Source organism: Aeromonas sp. FDAARGOS 1406, from assembly GCF_019048565.1.
GTDB lineage: Bacteria > Pseudomonadota > Gammaproteobacteria > Enterobacterales > Aeromonadaceae > Aeromonas > Aeromonas caviae.
Genome location: NZ_CP077378.1, coordinates 1,473,638 through 1,489,844, shown reverse-complemented (window position 1 = coordinate 1,489,844; position 16,207 = coordinate 1,473,638). Strand labels below are relative to the sequence as shown.

Here is a 16,207-nt window from a genome sequence, read left to right as displayed (position 1 = left end):
GTTTTCTTTATTTACAATCTGTTGGTATCTATCATGATGAACAAAATGTTTTTACCTATACTCGCTCTTCTTAGTAGTTACACGCATGCGGAGGGCTTGCTAGATATTTATAACTTGGCGAAGCAAAAGGATCCGCAACTTCTTGAGTCAAAGGCAATGCGTGACCAATCATTCGAAAAAATCAATGAAGAGCAAGCATCATTTCTACCAAAGATAAATCTTGGTCTTAGTGCTAACTATGTTGACGATAATCTGGATATGCAAACTGGGAGCGCAACGAATAGTGCAATCAATCTAGAGCAATCTCTCTACAACAGTGCTAATTGGATTAATCTTGATTTAGCTGCGAAGAATGCGACACTATCAGATGTTTCTTATGTTCTTGAGCATCAAAACTTAGTGCTTCGTACAATACAGACATATTTTAATGTTCTCCAGGCTGAAGATTCGCTGATTTATTCTCAGGCAACGAAAACGGCAATTCAGAGGCAGCTTGCTCAAACCCAGCAGCGTTTTGAGGTAGGTTTGGCCGCGATTACTGATGTACATGAGGCAGAGGCCGCCTTCGATCAGTCTTTTGCCGATGAGATCTATGCAGAGAACACGCTTGAAAATAGCTATGAGGCTCTACGTGAGTTAACTGGTCTTGAGCATAGAAAGCTTAATAAGCTTGATACAGAGCGTTTCAGTCCTCAAAAAACTTTATGGAAAATTGATAAGTGGACTGATGCAGCAATTGAAAAAAATTTGGCATTACATCAGGCTCGGATTAAAAAAGAACTTGCGAAGATGCAGATCGATTTATCTAAGTCAGGACATAAGCCATTAGTTGATCTTACTATGGGGTTATCTTCAACTTATAATAACTACAAAGATAATACAGTTAATACGGACGGTTATTCCAATCAAGGCGACATTGGTATTAAATTTTCATTGCCACTATATACAGGTGGTGCAACAGCATCACAAGTCAAACAATCTTCTTTTGACTATGTTGCTGCCAGTGAGCAGCTGGAGAAAAGTTATCGCTCGGTCATGAGTGCAGTTAAGTCTTCATATAACAATGTTAATGCAAGCATAGGATCCGTTCGAGCATACCAACAAGCTGTAGTTTCTGCTGAAAGTGCTTTAAAAGCGACCGAGGCAGGATATGAGGTTGGCACTAGGACTATCATTGATGTATTGGATGCTAATAGAAAATTGTATGATGCAAAGACAAAGTTAGCTATTTCTAGATATAGTTACATAGTCAACGTTGCCACATTGAAATTAAATTCAGGGTCTTTAGGTAAAAAAGAAATAATTGATATTGATAATGGTTTAGTTAATTTAAGGTAGTTGTGTGTAATCTATTTTTCAATAGGCATCAGTTTTGCACTGATGCCTTTTATTTAACCTGGAAATTCATTTCTCTTATTTATTTTTTTTCGGAAGGTTTTTAGCACTTGTTACTATTAGTGTATAGCTATAAACTCATTCAGAAAATATAGCGACCTATAGGGCTGTAGTTTTTAATGTGGATTTAAGTTTTATAAAGACCATTGTTTAAATAATCCGCACTATACGTGCGAATTGCTCCATTTGTTCTTTCATCCGCTTTATTTCACAAATCGATGCTTCTTGAGTGGAACAATGTCCTCCCCATACGGTGCTCCTACTACAGATAGAATTAAAGGCCCACGCCGAGCAGGCATGGGCTCTCAGCATTAGATCAAGAAGTCATCCAGTGCTTTTCCAGCCGCAACTGCTTCTGCGATGGCCTTGGGAATGCGGCCCTGGCCAGTCCATGTCTTCTCCTGACCGCCTTCGGTGTACTTGTATTTTGCAGGACGGGGAGCGCGTTTGGCTTTGACTGAACCCTCGGATTTCGCCGGAGCGGCAGTGCCAACCAGCTCACTCGGATCGATGCCTGCCTGTTTCAACATTTCGGTAAACTCAGCCAGTTTTTGCAGGCGTTCAGCTGACTCTTCTCTCAGTTTGGTCTCTTGCTGTTCACGCTCAGCAAAAATTTCTTCGAATTTTTCCCTAACTTCGACTAACTGCTCAAATGACAGCTCACGCAGTGCAGCTCGCAGGCTGCGAATATTCAGCAGTGTTTTCAAAAAATCGTTCATTGATAGCCTCATGTATCACATTTTTATATCAGGAAAATTATCTCTCAATCCCAGCATCAGCTCCACTGTTTTTGGCACCAAGATGACTCAAAAAATAGCATCATTTAAAATTCGTGAGCTAAATTGCGTTTGGATCTACTTATTGGCCTAGCTCCAATCTGCTACCTGATTCGGGAATTCAGATAATAAGTGCGACACTCATGGATGAATGGCGAGAGGTGGCCAACTGCTGATTGGTGGTACCCTTCTGCTCGCCAAAGTAAAAGCAGTATCACCATGAGCTATCAGCAGTTGACCGAGGGGCAACGATACCAGTTATCGGTGCTTCGCGCACAGGGGATGTCCATCCTTGCCACCGCACGCGCCATTGGCGTTCATCGCTCCACCCTCTACCGGGAGCTGCGTCGTAACGCCGGGCCGCAGGGCTACCAGCCAGACAATGCGCATCAGCACGCCACCCACCGACGGGCCAGTGCGGCCAAATCTCGGCTATCTGCCGATGTCATCCAGTTTGTCGAGCTGACACTCGCCTGGTGGTGGAGCCCGGAGCAGATAAGCGCGGTGGGCAAGCAGATAGGCCTCATGGTGAGTCACGAGTGGATATACCGCCATGTGGCCGCCGACAAAGCCCGGGGTGGCCAGTTGTACCGCCATCTGCGCCAGGGCCACAAGCGCTACCGCAAGGGGGCGAGCAGCCTGCGTTCTCCCATCAAGGAAGCCCGCTCTATTGATGAACGGCCGGCTATCGTCGATAGCCGGGAGCGGCTCGGTGATTGGGAGGCGGACACGGTGCTGGGCAAGCAAGGCACAGGTGCACTGGTCACCCTGGTGGAGCGCAAGAGCCGGCTCTATCTGGTCAAGCGGGTCGCGAGCAAACAGGCTGGGGTGGTGCGGGATGCGATAATCGAGATGTTAACGCCCTACATCGAGCAGGTGCATACCATCACCTTTGACAACGGCGGCGAGTTTGCCGAACACAAGGCGATAGAGGAAGCGCTGGGTGCCGAGACTTACTTTGCGCACCCTTACTCTTCGTGGGAGCGCGGTCTGAACGAGAACAGCAATGGGCTGTTGAGGCAGTTTATCCCAAAGGGAACAGACCTGAGAGAGGTCACGGACGAGGATGTCAGGAGAGCGGAGCAGTGGCTCAACCTACGACCTCGGAAATGTCTCGGATTCAGGCAGCCTGTCAAGGTATTCGAAGAGTACCGTCAGGCGGCATAGGCGAGTGTCGCACTTCGAAGTTGAATTCGCGCTTTTGCAGAGTATGATTGTTTTACCAATGCAAACTCTTCTCTGCTGCGCCTGTCGCAGGTTGTCACAACCAGATCGTTTTCTTGCACCCGTTGAATCCCAGAACAATCAGATCCCGTCGGACTCCATCTGACCTTCAAGTCGATGGATGCGTTGTGCTATGGCTCCTAGACAAGCGAGAAAATCCCCCCATGCTGGAACGTGCAATATTTGGTTAGAGTAACAGCTATGGTTATGGCAGCAATGATGCAGGCGAGACCCCAAGAGCTTTGGCGATCAGATAAACTTTTTCCAAGGTTACCCTAGTCTCCCCACGTTCGATTTTTCCCATGTGACCACGATCTATACCAGCAATTAGCGCAAGTTTTTCCTGTTGCATACCGCGTGCAGACCGCAGTTCCCGTACATTTTTACCGAATGCAGTTGCGAGCACCGCAAGATCAAACTCGTCAGAATCCATGTTATCTCCTCACAAGAGGAGATATGGTCTACATTATACGGCACACTGTACACGGCTATGAGTACACGCCTATAATGACACTGCATATAAGCATCATTTGAGGGTGGAAAATGTCCAATCAACAGATCGTTTTGAGTCAGAATCAAAAAAGTAGCACCGTGACACTAATTTTTCAAAACGCGGATTTCTTAGCCGCAGTAGGAGATTCTCTGAGAGTGGAGTCATTCTTACATGTCACTATTAATCAATCCACATATGATGAATTTGTTAAGGGTGTTATGGCTTCGTTTGTTGCCGAATTTATGGATTTTAAGGAGCAATGGCCGATACCTCAGGAGCTTCAGGAGCTAAGGAAGGTCTGAACAAGTCTCTGGCATGGGATGTCGGAATTCATACGGATCTTCATCTCGGAGGGGTGGTCATTAGTAATGCTTGGTATTCCACAGTCAGTCTACAGCCCTTGGGTGAATCACATAGAGCGGCAGTAGCAAAGTTAGAGAGACCATCACACGCAATCATCAATGCAGAGGAGTGGTCAACCTGCGGACTCGATGCAGTTGATTCGCAGATGCTGCATGAATGGAGTAACAGGATATGAAAATCATGACCAAAAAAGAGGTCGAGGTAATCAGCGATATTCGCTGTGATGTTTGTGAAGAGAGTTGCCAAACGGAGGGGGCTGTTAGCAATATCGAGTTTGGCACATTGAGTGCCCACTGGGGTTATGGAACTCAGCACGATGGCGAAAGTTACGAGGTTCACCTGTGCGAGAGTTGCTTTTTTCAGGCCATAGCAAATCTGAAAGAGCAGCGGCGAGGTGCACTGATGTTTTCAGAGAAAGGGTATGAACCAGTTGCTGATTTTGGATTGATTAACCGGCACCTTGAACTTATCTGAACAGATTCGATATTGATCTTTGTAGGTTGTGTTTGAGCCAAGTTGCTTCAACTTTGATGTCTTCCAACGGAAGACCGCCGCTCTTCGCTCATCGTGGTTTGTCGCAGCGGTGGATGCATTTGTCGCTGGACCTCGTAAAGTAATGCTAACCCAGCCTCAGCTTGTTTTGGATTATAACCGGCGCTAAGTGATGGGATACCGCTAGCACAAGCCTGACTGTATTAGATGTGGATTGGTCTTGCGATCTTAGGTCAACCCAAGGAGACGAATCCTACTTTGGGGGCCTGTTTTGTGTTGGACATCGCTCAATCACTCTTAGGTGGCTCTTATTCAAGGGCGCGGATTTTACCGGAATGGCTAACCAAAAACTATACAGCCGACACGTCGGAAGCGAACAATCTCTTTGCCCGGGGACGCGGTGTGGGGCGGGCGTGACATGACCACGGGCAGGGAGGGAGCCGTCGCCAGTGCGGGCGGGATCACGATCCCTGTGCGCCGTCACCATTTGGCAGGAGGGGCAAAACGGGTGTCACTATACTCCCAACAGGCCTACAGAAGGATGTGCGGGATGGAGAGTTCATTTGGTGAGAAAGTGCAGAATGTGCACGCCACCCTCAGGCAGCGGTTTGACAAGTTGAGCCGGGTGGCGATCGCCATCTACGACCCGCAGACGGACCAGCTCAAGACCTTTGCCCACAGCACGGACGGGGGCTCGCCGCTGTTGCAGTACGAGGTCAGGCTGAGCGAGGTGCCTTCCCTGCGCTACCTGGCCGAGCACCAGCAGCCCAGGGTGCTCGATACCCTGGATTCCCTGCTGGGCTCACCCTCCGAGCACAGCCGCAAAGTGCTGGCGGCCGGGTACGCGTCGAGCTATACCGAGCCGCTGCTGCTCAACAGTCGCTTGTTCGGCTTTCTGTTTTGCGATGCCAAAGAGCTCGGTTACTTCGATGGCGCCATTTGCGGTGAGCTGGCGGCCTATGCCCAGATCCTGGCGGCCATCATCGCGGTGGAGTTCTTTTCCATCCAGACCCTGAACGGGGCCCTGACCACGGTGCGGGAGTTCAGCCGCTACCGGGACGAGGAGACCGCCAATCACCTGCACCGGATGTCGGCCTATTCGCGGTTCATCGCCCGGGAGGTGGCAGCCCATTACCCCTTGAGTGACGAGGAGGTGGAGTTCATTCACCTCTTCTCCGAGCTGCACGATATCGGCAAGATTGCGGTGCCCGACGCCATCCTGCTCAAGCCGGGCAAGCTCACGGCCGAGGAGTACGGGGTGATGAAGACCCACCCCTTCAAGGGACGGGAGATGATCGCCCTGATGATCCGCGAGTTCGGCCTCGACGGCATCCATCACACCGACATGCTGAAGAACATCATCGCCTACCACCACGAGCGTTTCGACGGTCAGGGTTACCCGGAAGGACTGGCGGGGGAGGCGATCCCCCTGGAAGCCCGCATCGTCGCGGTGGCGGATGTGTTTGACGCCCTCACCAGCGAGCGACCCTACAAGCAGGCCTGGCCCCTCGAAACGGCCTTTGAATACCTCAAGACCCATGCCGGCAGTCAGTTCGACCCTGTCTGCGTCGCGGCGGCGCTGCAAAGCCGGGAGGCGTTTTGTGCCATCCATCGGCAATATCGGGATCCCGTGATCACCTGATTGCGCCCCTCTCTCCTCCCCGGTTTCTCCCGGATTCCCCAGGCCCCGTCATCTGACGGCGGGGCCCTGGGGCCCTCTCTCGTTTCATCGCCTTTAGGTGCATCCGGCGCCGGGGTTGTTCTGCGGCATTGCGGCATTGCGGCTTTGCGGCGAGGCAGGGCGCCGCGGTGAGCGGGGCGGCCAACGGGAGGATTGTCCGGGGTAAGGTCATAAGAGTGCCTTATAAAAAGAGGCCAGATATTAGCCATATGACTGGCATGAGGCCGCTAGTGGGCACGACATGGCCGGGGCGGCGCCTCTGGCGGCCTGTTCCGCCGCGATGTCGGCTCGGTGGTGACACTTTGATCATTTCAATAATTCTTGTATAGTTGAAATGAAGCATCCAAGGGGGGAGACCCATGAACAAAGAGACGGCCACCAAGGTCTTTGAATCACTGGCTTCCGGGATCCGGCTCGAGGTGTGGCGGCTGCTGGTCAAGGCCGGGCTGGAGGGGCGGGTCGCGGGGGAGCTGGCCGGCGAGCTCGACATCGCCCCCAATACCCTCTCGTTTCACCTCAAGGGGATGCTCAACGCCGGGTTGCTGTCGGTGGAGCAGGAGGGGCGCTTTCTGCGCTACCGCGCCAACATCCCCCTGATGCTGGGGGTGATCGCCTACCTCACCGAGGAGTGTTGCGCTGGTCATCCCGAGGCGTGCGGCCTGCTGCCCGCCGGGCCCGGCAGCGCTTCCCGCGCCGAGGGGTCGTCGCCCTGCTGCGGCGAGTCGTAACGGGCCAGGGCGGGCTGTCGATGCCCATGCGCCGTGTCATTCATCTATCCAACCTGGGGTGCGAGCGTGGATCGCACCGGGAGTCATCATGTCTGCAAGCTGTGAGGCCAAGGCAGCCCCTGCCATCGGCTTTTTTGAACGTTATCTGACCGCCTGGGTCGCCCTCTGCATCCTGGTGGGCATTGGTCTGGGGCAGGGGTTACCGAGCCTCTTCAAGGCCATCGGCGCCATGGAGGTGGCCAGGGTCAACCTGCCGGTGGGGCTGCTTATCTGGGTGATGATCATCCCCATGCTGCTCAAGATCGACTTTGGCGCCCTGCACCAGGTGAAGGGGCACCTCAAGGGAATCGGGGTCACCCTCTTCATCAACTGGCTGGTCAAGCCCTTCTCCATGGCCTTCCTCGGCTGGCTCTTCATCCGCGTGCTGTTTGCCGACTGGCTGCCAGCGGATCAGCTGGACAGCTACGTGGCTGGGCTGATCCTGCTGGCAGCGGCCCCCTGCACCGCCATGGTGTTTGTCTGGAGTCGCCTCACCAACGGCGATCCCTACTTCACCCTGTCGCAGGTGGCGGTGAACGACCTCATCATGGTGTTTGCCTTTGCCCCGCTGGTGGCGCTGCTGCTCGGGGTCTCCAGCATAGTCGTGCCCTGGGATACCCTGCTCACCTCGGTGGTGCTCTACATCGTCATCCCTGTCATCCTCGCCCAGCTGCTGCGCAAGGTCTTGCTGAGAAAGGGGCAGGCCCATTTTGACGGCGTCATGACCCGCATCCAGCCCTGGTCGGTGGCGGCCCTGCTGCTCACCCTGGTGCTGCTGTTCGCCTTTCAGGGCAACGCCATCATCGAGCAGCCGCTGGTCATCGCCCTCCTGGCGGTGCCCATCCTGATCCAGGTGCTGTTCAACTCCGGGCTCGCCTACTGGCTCAACCGCAAGGTGGGGGAGAAGCACTCGGTGGCTTGCCCTTCCGCCCTGATCGGGGCCTCCAACTTCTTCGAGCTGGCGGTGGCCGCCGCCATCAGCCTGTTCGGCTTTCATTCCGGTGCGGCGCTCGCCACCGTGGTCGGGGTGCTCATCGAGGTGCCGGTCATGCTGCTGGTGGTGCGCGTGGTCAACGCCAGCAAACCCTGGTACGAGGCGGGGCTAAGCCGCTAACGGATGGCGGCTAACCCATTTCTATTCACTTGAGTCATGAGAGACAGGCAAATGAGTGCAATCACCCTCTATCACAACCCGGAGTGCGGCACCTCCCGCAACACCCTCGCGCTGATTCGCAACAGCGGCGTGGAGCCCACCATCATTCATTATCTGGAGACGCCCCCCTCCCGCGACGAGCTGGTTGCCCTGATCGCCGCCATGGGCATGCCGGTGCGCGATCTGCTGCGTAAGAACGTGCCCCCCTACGAGGCGCTGGGGCTGGCGGAAGATCGCTTCAGCGATGACGAACTGATCGATGCCATGCTGGCCCACCCCATCCTCATCAACCGGCCCATCGTGGTCACCCCCCTCGGCACCCGGCTGTGCCGCCCGTCGGAGGTGGTGCTCGATATCCTGCCCGACCCGCAGCAAGGGGCCTTTGCCAAGGAGGATGGCGAGCAGGTGGTGGACGGTCAGGGCAAACGGCTTCGTTGAGCCCCTGCGCGTCAGCGTCTGACCCGCGCCGGGGGGATGCCCTTAACGGGCAGGCGCCAGATCTGCTACTGTGACCTTCGACTCATCACAGAGGGTGGAAACAATGAAGATTCGATTCCTGGTGATAGCCACGGCACTGGCGCTGGCCTCGACCCCCAGTCTGGCCGACTGGGCAAAGCTGAAGGAGGCCGCCTCCGAACTCGGTACCGCGGTGAGCGATACCAGCAAGGAGGCGTGGAAAGGGATCACCGATTTTTCCAAGGAGACCTGGGAGTCGGTGTCCAGCTGGGGGGCCGAGGCCTACAACAAGGCGGGGGCCTGGACGGCAGAGAGTGCGGCCACCGGCAAGGAGTGGCTGACCGCCGCCGACAAGAAGCTCGACACCATGCTCGAGCCCAAGACCCCGGAGGAGGCGAGAACCGCCCTCGATACCATGGCCGATACCGCCCTGGTGCGGCTGTTCAACGAGCAGCCTTCGGCCAAGTTGCTGTTTGACAAGGCTTATGGCTATGCGGTGTTCGACTCGCGCAAGTTCTCCCTGATGATCCACACCAATCAGGGGGCCGGGGTCGCCGTCAATCGCACCAGTGGCAAGCACACCTACATGAAGATGTTCGGTGCCGGTCTCGCGGCCGGGATCGGCGGCAAGTTCTACCAGCAGGTGATCCTGTTCGAGGACAAGGCGAGGTTCGATGCCTTCGTCAGCAAGGGGTGGGAAGCCACCTCCGAGGTGGGCGCCGTGGCGGGCAAGGAGAGCGCCGAGCTCACCGCTAAGTACAATGGGGGCATGGCCATCTACCAGATTGGCGAGAAGGGGCTGTTGCTGGACGCCAACATCTCGGGCTCCAAGTACTGGCTGGATGATGACCTGAACAAGTGATCCCTGCCGATCTGACTCGTTTTTTCTTGGAGGAGATCGAGGTGCACTCTGTTTAATTGTCGGGACTTGCAGTAAAAAGAGGGCCTTGGGCCCTCTTTTTCATGGGCGCCGTACAGAGTCCAGCGACAAGGAGAGCAAGATGACCCATGAGGCCGAACAGGAGCGGATGGCTGCCCACCGCCGGGAGTGGGACAAGCAGAGCATCTATCTGCGCCTGCAGGAGGGGATCCCGGCCGCGTTCTGGGTCTGGGGGGATCTGGTGGCACCGCTCGAACCCTGCCTGACACAGGGTGATCAGGGGGCATCCTTCGGTTGGGGGGAGGCCGACGAGGCCTGCCTGGCGCTTTCCCATGCCATCATCGCCAGGCTGGTGAGCGTGGGGCTGGTGGCCCCCGAGCAGGCGGGGGAGAAGGCCCGCTACCTGCGCGACGAGGTGCTGGCCAAGCTGCCTGCAGGCGAGCACTACGATCTGCACCTGAGTTACCTGCGGCTGCTGCTGGGCGATCCCCCCGGATCGGCAACCTGATCCCCGGATGGCCGGTGCCCGCCGGCCTGATCGCGCCCCGCTTTTATCCCTGATCTCGAGATCCCACTCTGGTTGGCACCTTTATTGCTTCAAGCCAGTCAGTGTCAATGATTTGTCTGGGAAGGGAAGATGGAAATTAGCGCAAGCAGCCTGATGCAAGAGATGCAGGCCCTCAAGGTGGAAGCCGGTGCCACGCCGTTGACCCAGCCCGGTCGTCCGGTCAGCTCGGATTTCGGCCAGATGCTGCAACAGGCCCTGGACAACGTCAACGAGTTGCAGGGCACCGCCAACGATCTGCGTACCCGCTTCGATCTCGGCGACAAGTCGGTGGATCTCTCCCAGGTGATGATCGCCGGCCAGAAATCCTCCATCGCCTTCGAGGCGACGGTGCAGGTGCGCAACAAGATGGTCGATGCCTACAAGACCATCATGAACATGCCGGTGTAACTCGGGCCCATGGCGACCGAGCATCATGAACATGTCAGCAACAAGGACATAAACCGTGGCAACTGATCAAAACGGCGATCTGCTGATCAACAACGAGGGGGCGGCCGCCCTCGACGAGCACGAGCAGAAGAGCTCGGCGCTGGGCTTCCTGTCCAACACCGATGTGTTGCGTCAGATCACCCTGATCCTGGGGCTGACCATCTGTCTGGCCATCGCCGTCTTCATCCTCTTGTGGGGCAAGGAGCCGGAGATGCGTCCCCTCGGCACCTTCACCACCCAGGAGCTGGTCTCCACCCTGGATTACCTGGATCAGCAGAAGATCCCCTATCAGGTGGATGGCAAGAGCGTGCTGGTCAGTGCTGAAAACTATGCGGACATCCGGTTGCGCCTGACCCGCGCCGGTCTGGCCAACAACAGCGACGCCAGCAACGACGGCGAAGCCATCCTGCTCAAGGACTCCAGCTTCGGCGTCAGCCAGCGCATGGAGAGCGAGCGCCTGAAACTGAGCCGCGAGCGCCAGTTGGCGAGCGCCATCGAGCAGTTCCAGAACGTCGCCAAGGCCCAGGTGCTGCTGGCTATCCCGAAAGACAACGTGTTCGCCCGCAACGAACGCAAGCCCAGCGCCACCGTGGTCCTGAGCCTCAAGGGCAACGCCCTGGGCCAGGGTGAGGTGGACTCCATCGTCGACATGGTCGCCTCCGCCGTTCACGGTCTGGAGCCGACCCGCGTCACCGTGACCGACCAGAACGGTCGCTTGCTCAACTCCGGCTCCCAGGATCCCCTCTCTGCCCAGACCCGCAAGGAGTTTGCGATGCAGCAGAAGCAGGAGCTCGAATACAAACAAAAAATTGACGCCATCCTGATCCCGGTGCTGGGGGCCGACAACTATACGGCAGAGGTGGATCTCTCCCTCGACTTCTCCCAGCAGGAACAGACCCGCAAGACCTACAACCCGGACCTGCCGGCGGTGCGCTCCGAAATGACCATGGAAGAGAACAGCGCCAGCGGCAGCAACGGCGGGGTGCCCGGCGCCCTCTCCAACCAGCCGCCCGCCGCGTCCAACATTCCCGAGCAGGCTGCCGGCGGGGAAGGAACCGCCTCTTCCGGCCGTTCCCGCAAGGAAGCGACCCGCAACTTCGAACTGGACACCACCGTCAGCCACATCCGGCGCCAGCAGGGCGGCATTCGCCGCATGACGGTGTCGGTGGCGGTGGATTACAAGGCCATCCCCGGCGCCGACGGTGCCGTGACCCGGGAAGCCCGCAGCCAGGCCGAACTCGATACCCTGCGCCGTCTGCTGAGCGGCGGTCTGGGCTTTGACGTGACCCGGGGGGATACCCTGGAGGTGGTCGCCATTCCGTTCAACCGTCCGGAACTCGAGACCGTGGCCGACATCCCCCTCTACGAGCAGCCCTGGTTCTGGCGCGCGGTGCGCATCGCCGCCTCAGTGCTGGTCATCATAGTGCTCATCGTCACCGTGGTGCGGCCCATGCTCAAGCGCCTGCTCTACCCGGACGCCAAGCCGGAAGGGGAGCTGGACTTCGACAACCACACCGTGCTGGGTGGCGACGACGAACTGAGCCTGCTGGCCGCCCAGGCCGAGGCCGAACCGGTATTCGGTCTGCGGGATGGTCAGCTCAAGCTGCCTGACCTGCACCGTGACGAGGATCTGCTCAAGGCCGTGCGCGCCCTGGTAGCGAACGAACCTGACCTGGCCGCCCAGGTCATCAAAGAATGGGTAACCAAAGATGCCTGAAGAGAATAAAAGCCAGGTCACCGGCAACGACATCACCGAAAGCCAGCGTCTGATCCTGGATCAGATGGGGGGCATGGAGATGGCGGCGGTGCTGATGCTGAGCCTCAACGAGGAGGACGCGGCCCAGATCTTTCGCCACCTCGAGCCCAAGCAGGTGCAGCGGCTCGGCATGTCCATGGCCTCCATGTCGGATTTCAGCCACGATCGGGTGGCGGCGGTGCATCGTCAATTTATCGACGACATCCAGAAGTACACCAACATCGGCATCGGCAGTGAAGACTTCGTGCGCAAGGCTCTGGTGGCGGCGCTCGGGGAGGACAAGGCCAGCAACCTGGTGGATCAGATCATCCTGGGCTCAGGCGCCCGTGGCCTCGACTCCCTCAAGTGGATGGATGCCCGCCAGGTGGCCAGCATCATCCAGAACGAGCACCCGCAGATCCAGACCATCGTCCTCTCCTATCTGGAGCCGGAGCAGTCCGCCGAGATCCTGAGCCAGTTCCCGGAGCAGGTGCGCCTGGATCTGGTGATGCGCATCGCCAACCTCGAAGAGGTGCAACCGGCGGCGCTGCAGGAGCTCAACGACATCATGGAGAAACAGTTCGCCGGTGCAGCCGGTGCCCAGGCGGCCAAGATGGGCGGCCTGAAGGCGGCGGCCAACATCATGAACTACCTGGACACCAACATCGAAGGGCAGCTGATGGACTCCATCCGCGAGTCGGACGAGGAGATGAGCCAGCAGATCCAGGATCTGATGTTCGTGTTCGAAAACCTCATCGACGTGGACGATCGGGGTATCCAGACCCTGCTGCGGGAAGTGCCCGGGGATCTGCTGCAACGGGCCCTCAAGGGGTCGGACGACCAGATGCGGGAAAAAGTATTCAAGAACATGTCCAAGCGGGCCGCCGAGATGCTGGCGGACGACCTCGAGGCCATGGGGCCGATCCGGGTCTCCGAGGTGGAGGCCGCCCAGAAGGAGATCCTCTCCACGGCGCGCCGCCTGGCGGATGCGGGCGAGATCATGCTGGGGGCGGGTGGTGGCGAAGAGTTCCTCTAAGCCATGGGCCATGGAATGTGCGATGATGTCGGCCCCTGTACCCGGCCCTCGATAGGAGTCTCTTCGGCACATGAATGACAAGAACAGCAAACTGCGCGGCTATCTGAGGCCCGAGTCTGACACGGCGCAGATTGAGACCTGGGGCTGGCCAGAGATGGAGACCGAAGCCGAGGTCGAGACCAATGCCCTGGGGCTGGCTCCTGACTGGTATCGTCAGGAGCAGGCCGATGCGGCCCTGCCGGAAGAACAACCCGAAGAACCCGCCCCCAGCATCACCGCCGAAGAGGTGGAGGCGATTCGTCAGGCCGCCTGGGAAGAGGGGATGCGCGATGGGCGCGAGGCCGGTTTTGCCAAGGGGCTGGAAGAGGGCAAGCTCGAAGGCTTGCAGCAGGGCCACCAGGCCGGGCTGGAGCAGGGCAGGGAAGAGGGACTCGCCATGGGGCGGGAGCAGGTGGAGCTGGAGATAGCCCGCTGGCAAGCCCTGGTCTCACGCCTGGCCACTCCCCTTGGCGAGATGGACGAGGCGGTGGAGCAGCAGCTCATCGCCCTGGTGCAACAGCTCGCCCGCGCCCTCATCCGCCATGAGGCGCAAACCTCCCCCACGCTGCTGCTGGAGGCCCTCAAGCAGGGGTTGGCCCTGCTCCCTGCCGCCGAGCAGGGGGTCACCCTGATGCTGCACCCGGAGGATGTGACCCGGGTAGAGGCCGCTTTTGGCGCCGAGGAGTGCGCCAGGCGCCACTGGCGGCTGCAAAGCGAGCCCACCTTCTCCCCCGGCGATCTGCAACTGGCCACCGAGCTTTCCAGCATCGATCTTACCCTCTGTGGGCGCATCGATCAGCTGCTGCGCAATTTCCTGCGTGACAACGCGAGCTGAGCCATGGCCCGGTTCGAACCCGTCGTGCAGCGCCCTGCTGACGGCATCATCAGGCACCCATCGTCGGAGGCGACATGACGGCACCCCTTCTTGATCGGCTTAAAGGCTACCGGGTTCGCGAGCAGGCCCCCATACCGCCCGTGGCAGGCAAGCTCACCCGGGTGGTGGGGTTGACCCTGGAAGCCATTGGCTGCCGCGCCGCCATCGGCTCCCTGTGCCGTATCGATACCCAGGATGGGGCCCTGGAGGCCGAGGTGGTGGGGTTTGCCGGGGATCGCCTGTTCTTGATGCCGAGCGAGCAGCTCAAGGGGGTCATTCCCGGCGCCCGGGTGGTGCCCGTCACCGAAGATCACGGCATTCCGGTGGGCATGAGTCTGCTTGGCCGGGTCATCGACGGCATCGGCCAGCCCCTGGACGGGCTCGGTCCCATCCTCTCGTCCCAGACGGTGCAGTTCGCCCAGCACCGCATCAATCCCCTGGCCCGTCGCCCCATCCATCAACCCATGGACGTGGGGGTACGGGCCATCAATGCCGTGCTCACCGTGGGCCGGGGTCAGCGCATGGGGCTGTTCGCCGGCTCCGGTGTCGGCAAATCCGTGCTGCTTGGCATGATGACCCGGGGCTCGGTGGCGGATGTCGTCGTGGTGGGCCTCATCGGCGAGCGGGGCCGGGAGGTGAAGGAGTTCATCGAGGAGATCCTCGGCGCCGAGGGGCGCGAGCGCGCCGTGGTGGTGGCCGCCCCTGCCGATGCCTCGCCGCTGATGCGCCTCAAGGGGTGCGAGACGGCGCTCGCCATCGCCGAGTATTTCCGCGAGCAGGGGCTCAACGTGCTGCTGCTGATGGACTCCCTCACCCGCTACGCCCAGGCCCAGCGGGAAATTGCACTGGCGGTGGGGGAGCCGCCGGCCACCAAGGGCTATCCCCCCTCGGTGTTTGCCAAATTGCCGGCGCTGGTGGAGCGGGCCGGCAACGGCAGCGACGGCCAGGGCTCCATCACCGCCTTTTTCACCGTGCTGACGGAGGGGGACGATCTGCAGGATCCCATCGCCGACGCGGCCCGGGCCATCCTTGACGGCCACATCGTGCTGGCGCGGGAGCTGGCGGATGCGGGCCACTATCCGGCCATCGACATCGAAAAATCCATCAGCCGGGTCATGCCCATGGTGACCTCACCGGAGCACATGGAGCTGGCGCGCACCTTCAAGCAGTTCTACTCCCTCTACCAGCAGAACCGGGATCTCATCACCATCGGCGCCTACAGCCAGGGATCGGATCCGCGCATCGACCGGGCCATCATCCAGAAACCCTATCTGGATCAGTTCTTGCAGCAGAAAATGCGCGAGGTCATTCACTACGATGAAGGCCTGCAATCCCTGCAACTGGTGGCCATGCCCCTGATGCGTTGACCGGTGGAGAGCCCTTATGAGTAAAGGATTGACGTTGCTGGCGAGTCGGCTGGAGGAGGCCGAACAGCAGGCCGCCATGGCGCTTGCCAAGGCCCAGCAGGATCTCAAGCTGTTCATGGATCAGCAAAACGCCCTCAACCAGTACCGCCAGATCTACCACCAGCAGTGGACGGAGCGCGGTCTGCAGGGGATCAGCCCCCAGCAGAACAGCCAGTATCACGCCTTCATCAACAAGCTCGAAAACGCGGCGACCCAGCAGTACCAAGGGGTGTTGCAGGTGCGCGAGGCGCTGGCCGAGTGCCGCACCCAGTGGCTCGAAGCCCAGCAGCGGCGCAAGGCGGTCGAGCTGCTGCTGGAGAAGAAGGCGGACAAGGTGCGCCAGAAGGCCCAGCGCCAGGAGCAGAAGATGCTGGATGACTACGCCATCCTGCGTCGTTATCACCAATCTGGCCTGTAATTTGCTTTCTTCCGGTCATGCGAGG

General features: G+C 58.4%; 18 protein-coding genes and 1 pseudogene. 17 read left to right on the top strand and 2 right to left on the bottom strand.

Going from position 1 to position 16,207, the window contains the following annotated elements; genetic code table 11:
• The first annotated feature begins 36 nt into the window (after nucleotides 1-36).
• Nucleotides 37-1,338 carry an outer membrane channel protein TolC gene (tolC, locus tag I6L36_RS06945; RefSeq protein WP_041202624.1) on the top strand — a complete coding sequence of 434 codons (1,302 nt, stop codon included), beginning with the start codon at nucleotides 37-39 and terminating at the stop codon, nucleotides 1,336-1,338.
• 368 nt (nucleotides 1,339-1,706) lie between these two features.
• On the opposite strand, the gene I6L36_RS06940 is transcribed toward tolC, so the two are convergent.
• Entirely contained in the window at nucleotides 1,707-2,114 is a 408-nt protein-coding gene (locus tag I6L36_RS06940) for an H-NS family nucleoid-associated regulatory protein (protein ID WP_109113143.1), read from the bottom strand.
• A gap of 276 nt (nucleotides 2,115-2,390) precedes the next feature.
• On the opposite strand from I6L36_RS06940, the gene I6L36_RS06935 reads away from it, so the two are divergent.
• Complete coding sequence (locus tag I6L36_RS06935; protein WP_019706001.1) at nucleotides 2,391-3,338, top strand: IS30-like element ISAs2 family transposase; 948 nt, start codon at nucleotides 2,391-2,393, stop codon at nucleotides 3,336-3,338.
• A 262-nt stretch (nucleotides 3,339-3,600) separates the two neighbouring features.
• Here I6L36_RS06935 and I6L36_RS06930 read toward each other — a convergent pair whose 3' ends face one another.
• Nucleotides 3,601-3,828: a helix-turn-helix domain-containing protein gene (locus tag I6L36_RS06930; protein WP_042019791.1), complete on the bottom strand. Its 228-nt coding sequence runs from the start codon at nucleotides 3,826-3,828 to the stop codon at nucleotides 3,601-3,603.
• A 110-nt stretch (nucleotides 3,829-3,938) separates the two neighbouring features.
• Here I6L36_RS06930 and I6L36_RS06925 point away from each other — a divergent pair, with 110 nt between their 5' ends.
• The 15 genes and pseudogenes from I6L36_RS06925 to fliJ all read left to right on the top strand — a co-directional run bounded on the left by I6L36_RS06925 (nucleotide 3,939) and on the right by fliJ (nucleotide 16,182).
• A complete protein-coding gene (locus I6L36_RS06925) occupies nucleotides 3,939-4,190 on the top strand; it encodes a hypothetical protein (protein WP_017778755.1) in 252 nt (83 codons plus the stop codon).
• An 81-nt stretch (nucleotides 4,191-4,271) separates the two neighbouring features.
• Nucleotides 4,272-4,371 (top strand): annotated as a pseudogene (locus tag I6L36_RS06920) (IS630 family transposase); the annotation flags it as partial.
• A gap of 51 nt (nucleotides 4,372-4,422) precedes the next feature.
• Nucleotides 4,423-4,725, top strand: coding sequence for a hypothetical protein (locus I6L36_RS06915; protein WP_042878961.1), 303 nt, complete (start codon nucleotides 4,423-4,425; stop codon nucleotides 4,723-4,725).
• A 568-nt stretch (nucleotides 4,726-5,293) separates the two neighbouring features.
• A complete protein-coding gene (locus tag I6L36_RS06910) occupies nucleotides 5,294-6,385 on the top strand; it encodes an HD-GYP domain-containing protein (RefSeq protein ID WP_109113209.1) in 1,092 nt (363 codons plus the stop codon).
• Nucleotides 6,386-6,783: 398 nt separating this feature from the next.
• Nucleotides 6,784-7,152, top strand: a complete 369-nt coding sequence (locus I6L36_RS06905; RefSeq protein WP_039039917.1) for a helix-turn-helix transcriptional regulator — start codon at nucleotides 6,784-6,786, stop codon at nucleotides 7,150-7,152.
• Nucleotides 7,153-7,240: 88 nt separating this feature from the next.
• Nucleotides 7,241-8,305, top strand: coding sequence for an ACR3 family arsenite efflux transporter (gene arsB, locus I6L36_RS06900; RefSeq protein WP_109112490.1), 1,065 nt, complete (start codon nucleotides 7,241-7,243; stop codon nucleotides 8,303-8,305).
• A gap of 51 nt (nucleotides 8,306-8,356) precedes the next feature.
• Nucleotides 8,357-8,782: a glutaredoxin-dependent arsenate reductase gene (arsC, locus tag I6L36_RS06895; RefSeq protein WP_089503660.1), complete on the top strand. Its 426-nt coding sequence runs from the start codon at nucleotides 8,357-8,359 to the stop codon at nucleotides 8,780-8,782.
• Between the two features lie 103 nt (nucleotides 8,783-8,885).
• A complete protein-coding gene (locus I6L36_RS06890) occupies nucleotides 8,886-9,662 on the top strand; it encodes a hypothetical protein (RefSeq protein WP_109112489.1) in 777 nt (258 codons plus the stop codon).
• 139 nt (nucleotides 9,663-9,801) lie between these two features.
• Complete coding sequence (locus I6L36_RS06885; RefSeq protein WP_010673914.1) at nucleotides 9,802-10,188, top strand: hypothetical protein; 387 nt, start codon at nucleotides 9,802-9,804, stop codon at nucleotides 10,186-10,188.
• A 129-nt stretch (nucleotides 10,189-10,317) separates the two neighbouring features.
• Nucleotides 10,318-10,635: a flagellar hook-basal body complex protein FliE gene (fliE, locus tag I6L36_RS06880; RefSeq protein WP_029314161.1), complete on the top strand. Its 318-nt coding sequence runs from the start codon at nucleotides 10,318-10,320 to the stop codon at nucleotides 10,633-10,635.
• Between the two features lie 55 nt (nucleotides 10,636-10,690).
• A complete protein-coding gene (gene fliF, locus I6L36_RS06875; RefSeq protein WP_041212623.1) occupies nucleotides 10,691-12,391 on the top strand; it encodes a flagellar basal-body MS-ring/collar protein FliF in 1,701 nt (566 codons plus the stop codon).
• On the top strand, nucleotides 12,384-13,445 hold the full coding sequence (gene fliG / locus I6L36_RS06870) for a flagellar motor switch protein FliG (protein ID WP_010673917.1): 1,062 nt from the start codon (nucleotides 12,384-12,386) through the stop codon (nucleotides 13,443-13,445). Before fliF ends, fliG begins: the two co-directional genes overlap by 8 nt.
• 70 nt (nucleotides 13,446-13,515) lie before the next feature.
• Nucleotides 13,516-14,319, top strand: coding sequence for a flagellar assembly protein FliH (gene fliH / locus I6L36_RS06865; RefSeq protein WP_010673918.1), 804 nt, complete (start codon nucleotides 13,516-13,518; stop codon nucleotides 14,317-14,319).
• A gap of 74 nt (nucleotides 14,320-14,393) precedes the next feature.
• Entirely contained in the window at nucleotides 14,394-15,725 is a 1,332-nt protein-coding gene (fliI, locus tag I6L36_RS06860; RefSeq protein WP_029314163.1) for a flagellar protein export ATPase FliI, read from the top strand.
• Nucleotides 15,726-15,741: 16 nt separating this feature from the next.
• Nucleotides 15,742-16,182, top strand: a complete 441-nt coding sequence (gene fliJ / locus I6L36_RS06855; protein ID WP_039039911.1) for a flagellar export protein FliJ — start codon at nucleotides 15,742-15,744, stop codon at nucleotides 16,180-16,182.
• Nucleotides 16,183-16,207 lie beyond the last annotated feature (25 nt).

Bases quoted from the DNA above. Each gene is read 5' to 3' on its own strand.
- tolC (WP_041202624.1), top strand. From the start codon at position 37: ATGAACAAAATGTTTTTACCTATACTCGCTCTTCTTAGTAGTTACACG.
- I6L36_RS06940 (WP_109113143.1), bottom strand. From the start codon at position 2,114: ATGAACGATTTTTTGAAAACACTGCTGAATATTCGCAGCCTGCGAGCT.
- I6L36_RS06910 (WP_109113209.1), top strand. From the start codon at position 5,294: ATGGAGAGTTCATTTGGTGAGAAAGTGCAGAATGTGCACGCCACCCTC.
- arsB (WP_109112490.1), top strand. From the start codon at position 7,241: ATGTCTGCAAGCTGTGAGGCCAAGGCAGCCCCTGCCATCGGCTTTTTT.
- I6L36_RS06905 (WP_039039917.1), top strand. From the start codon at position 6,784: ATGAACAAAGAGACGGCCACCAAGGTCTTTGAATCACTGGCTTCCGGG.
- I6L36_RS06935 (WP_019706001.1), top strand. From the start codon at position 2,391: ATGAGCTATCAGCAGTTGACCGAGGGGCAACGATACCAGTTATCGGTG.
- I6L36_RS06885 (WP_010673914.1), top strand. From the start codon at position 9,802: ATGACCCATGAGGCCGAACAGGAGCGGATGGCTGCCCACCGCCGGGAG.
- arsC (WP_089503660.1), top strand. From the start codon at position 8,357: ATGAGTGCAATCACCCTCTATCACAACCCGGAGTGCGGCACCTCCCGC.
- I6L36_RS06915 (WP_042878961.1), top strand. From the start codon at position 4,423: ATGAAAATCATGACCAAAAAAGAGGTCGAGGTAATCAGCGATATTCGC.
- I6L36_RS06925 (WP_017778755.1), top strand. From the start codon at position 3,939: ATGTCCAATCAACAGATCGTTTTGAGTCAGAATCAAAAAAGTAGCACC.
- fliG (WP_010673917.1), top strand. From the start codon at position 12,384: ATGCCTGAAGAGAATAAAAGCCAGGTCACCGGCAACGACATCACCGAA.
- fliI (WP_029314163.1), top strand. From the start codon at position 14,394: ATGACGGCACCCCTTCTTGATCGGCTTAAAGGCTACCGGGTTCGCGAG.
- fliJ (WP_039039911.1), top strand. From the start codon at position 15,742: ATGAGTAAAGGATTGACGTTGCTGGCGAGTCGGCTGGAGGAGGCCGAA.
- fliE (WP_029314161.1), top strand. From the start codon at position 10,318: ATGGAAATTAGCGCAAGCAGCCTGATGCAAGAGATGCAGGCCCTCAAG.
- I6L36_RS06890 (WP_109112489.1), top strand. From the start codon at position 8,886: ATGAAGATTCGATTCCTGGTGATAGCCACGGCACTGGCGCTGGCCTCG.
- fliH (WP_010673918.1), top strand. From the start codon at position 13,516: ATGAATGACAAGAACAGCAAACTGCGCGGCTATCTGAGGCCCGAGTCT.
- I6L36_RS06930 (WP_042019791.1), bottom strand. From the start codon at position 3,828: ATGGATTCTGACGAGTTTGATCTTGCGGTGCTCGCAACTGCATTCGGT.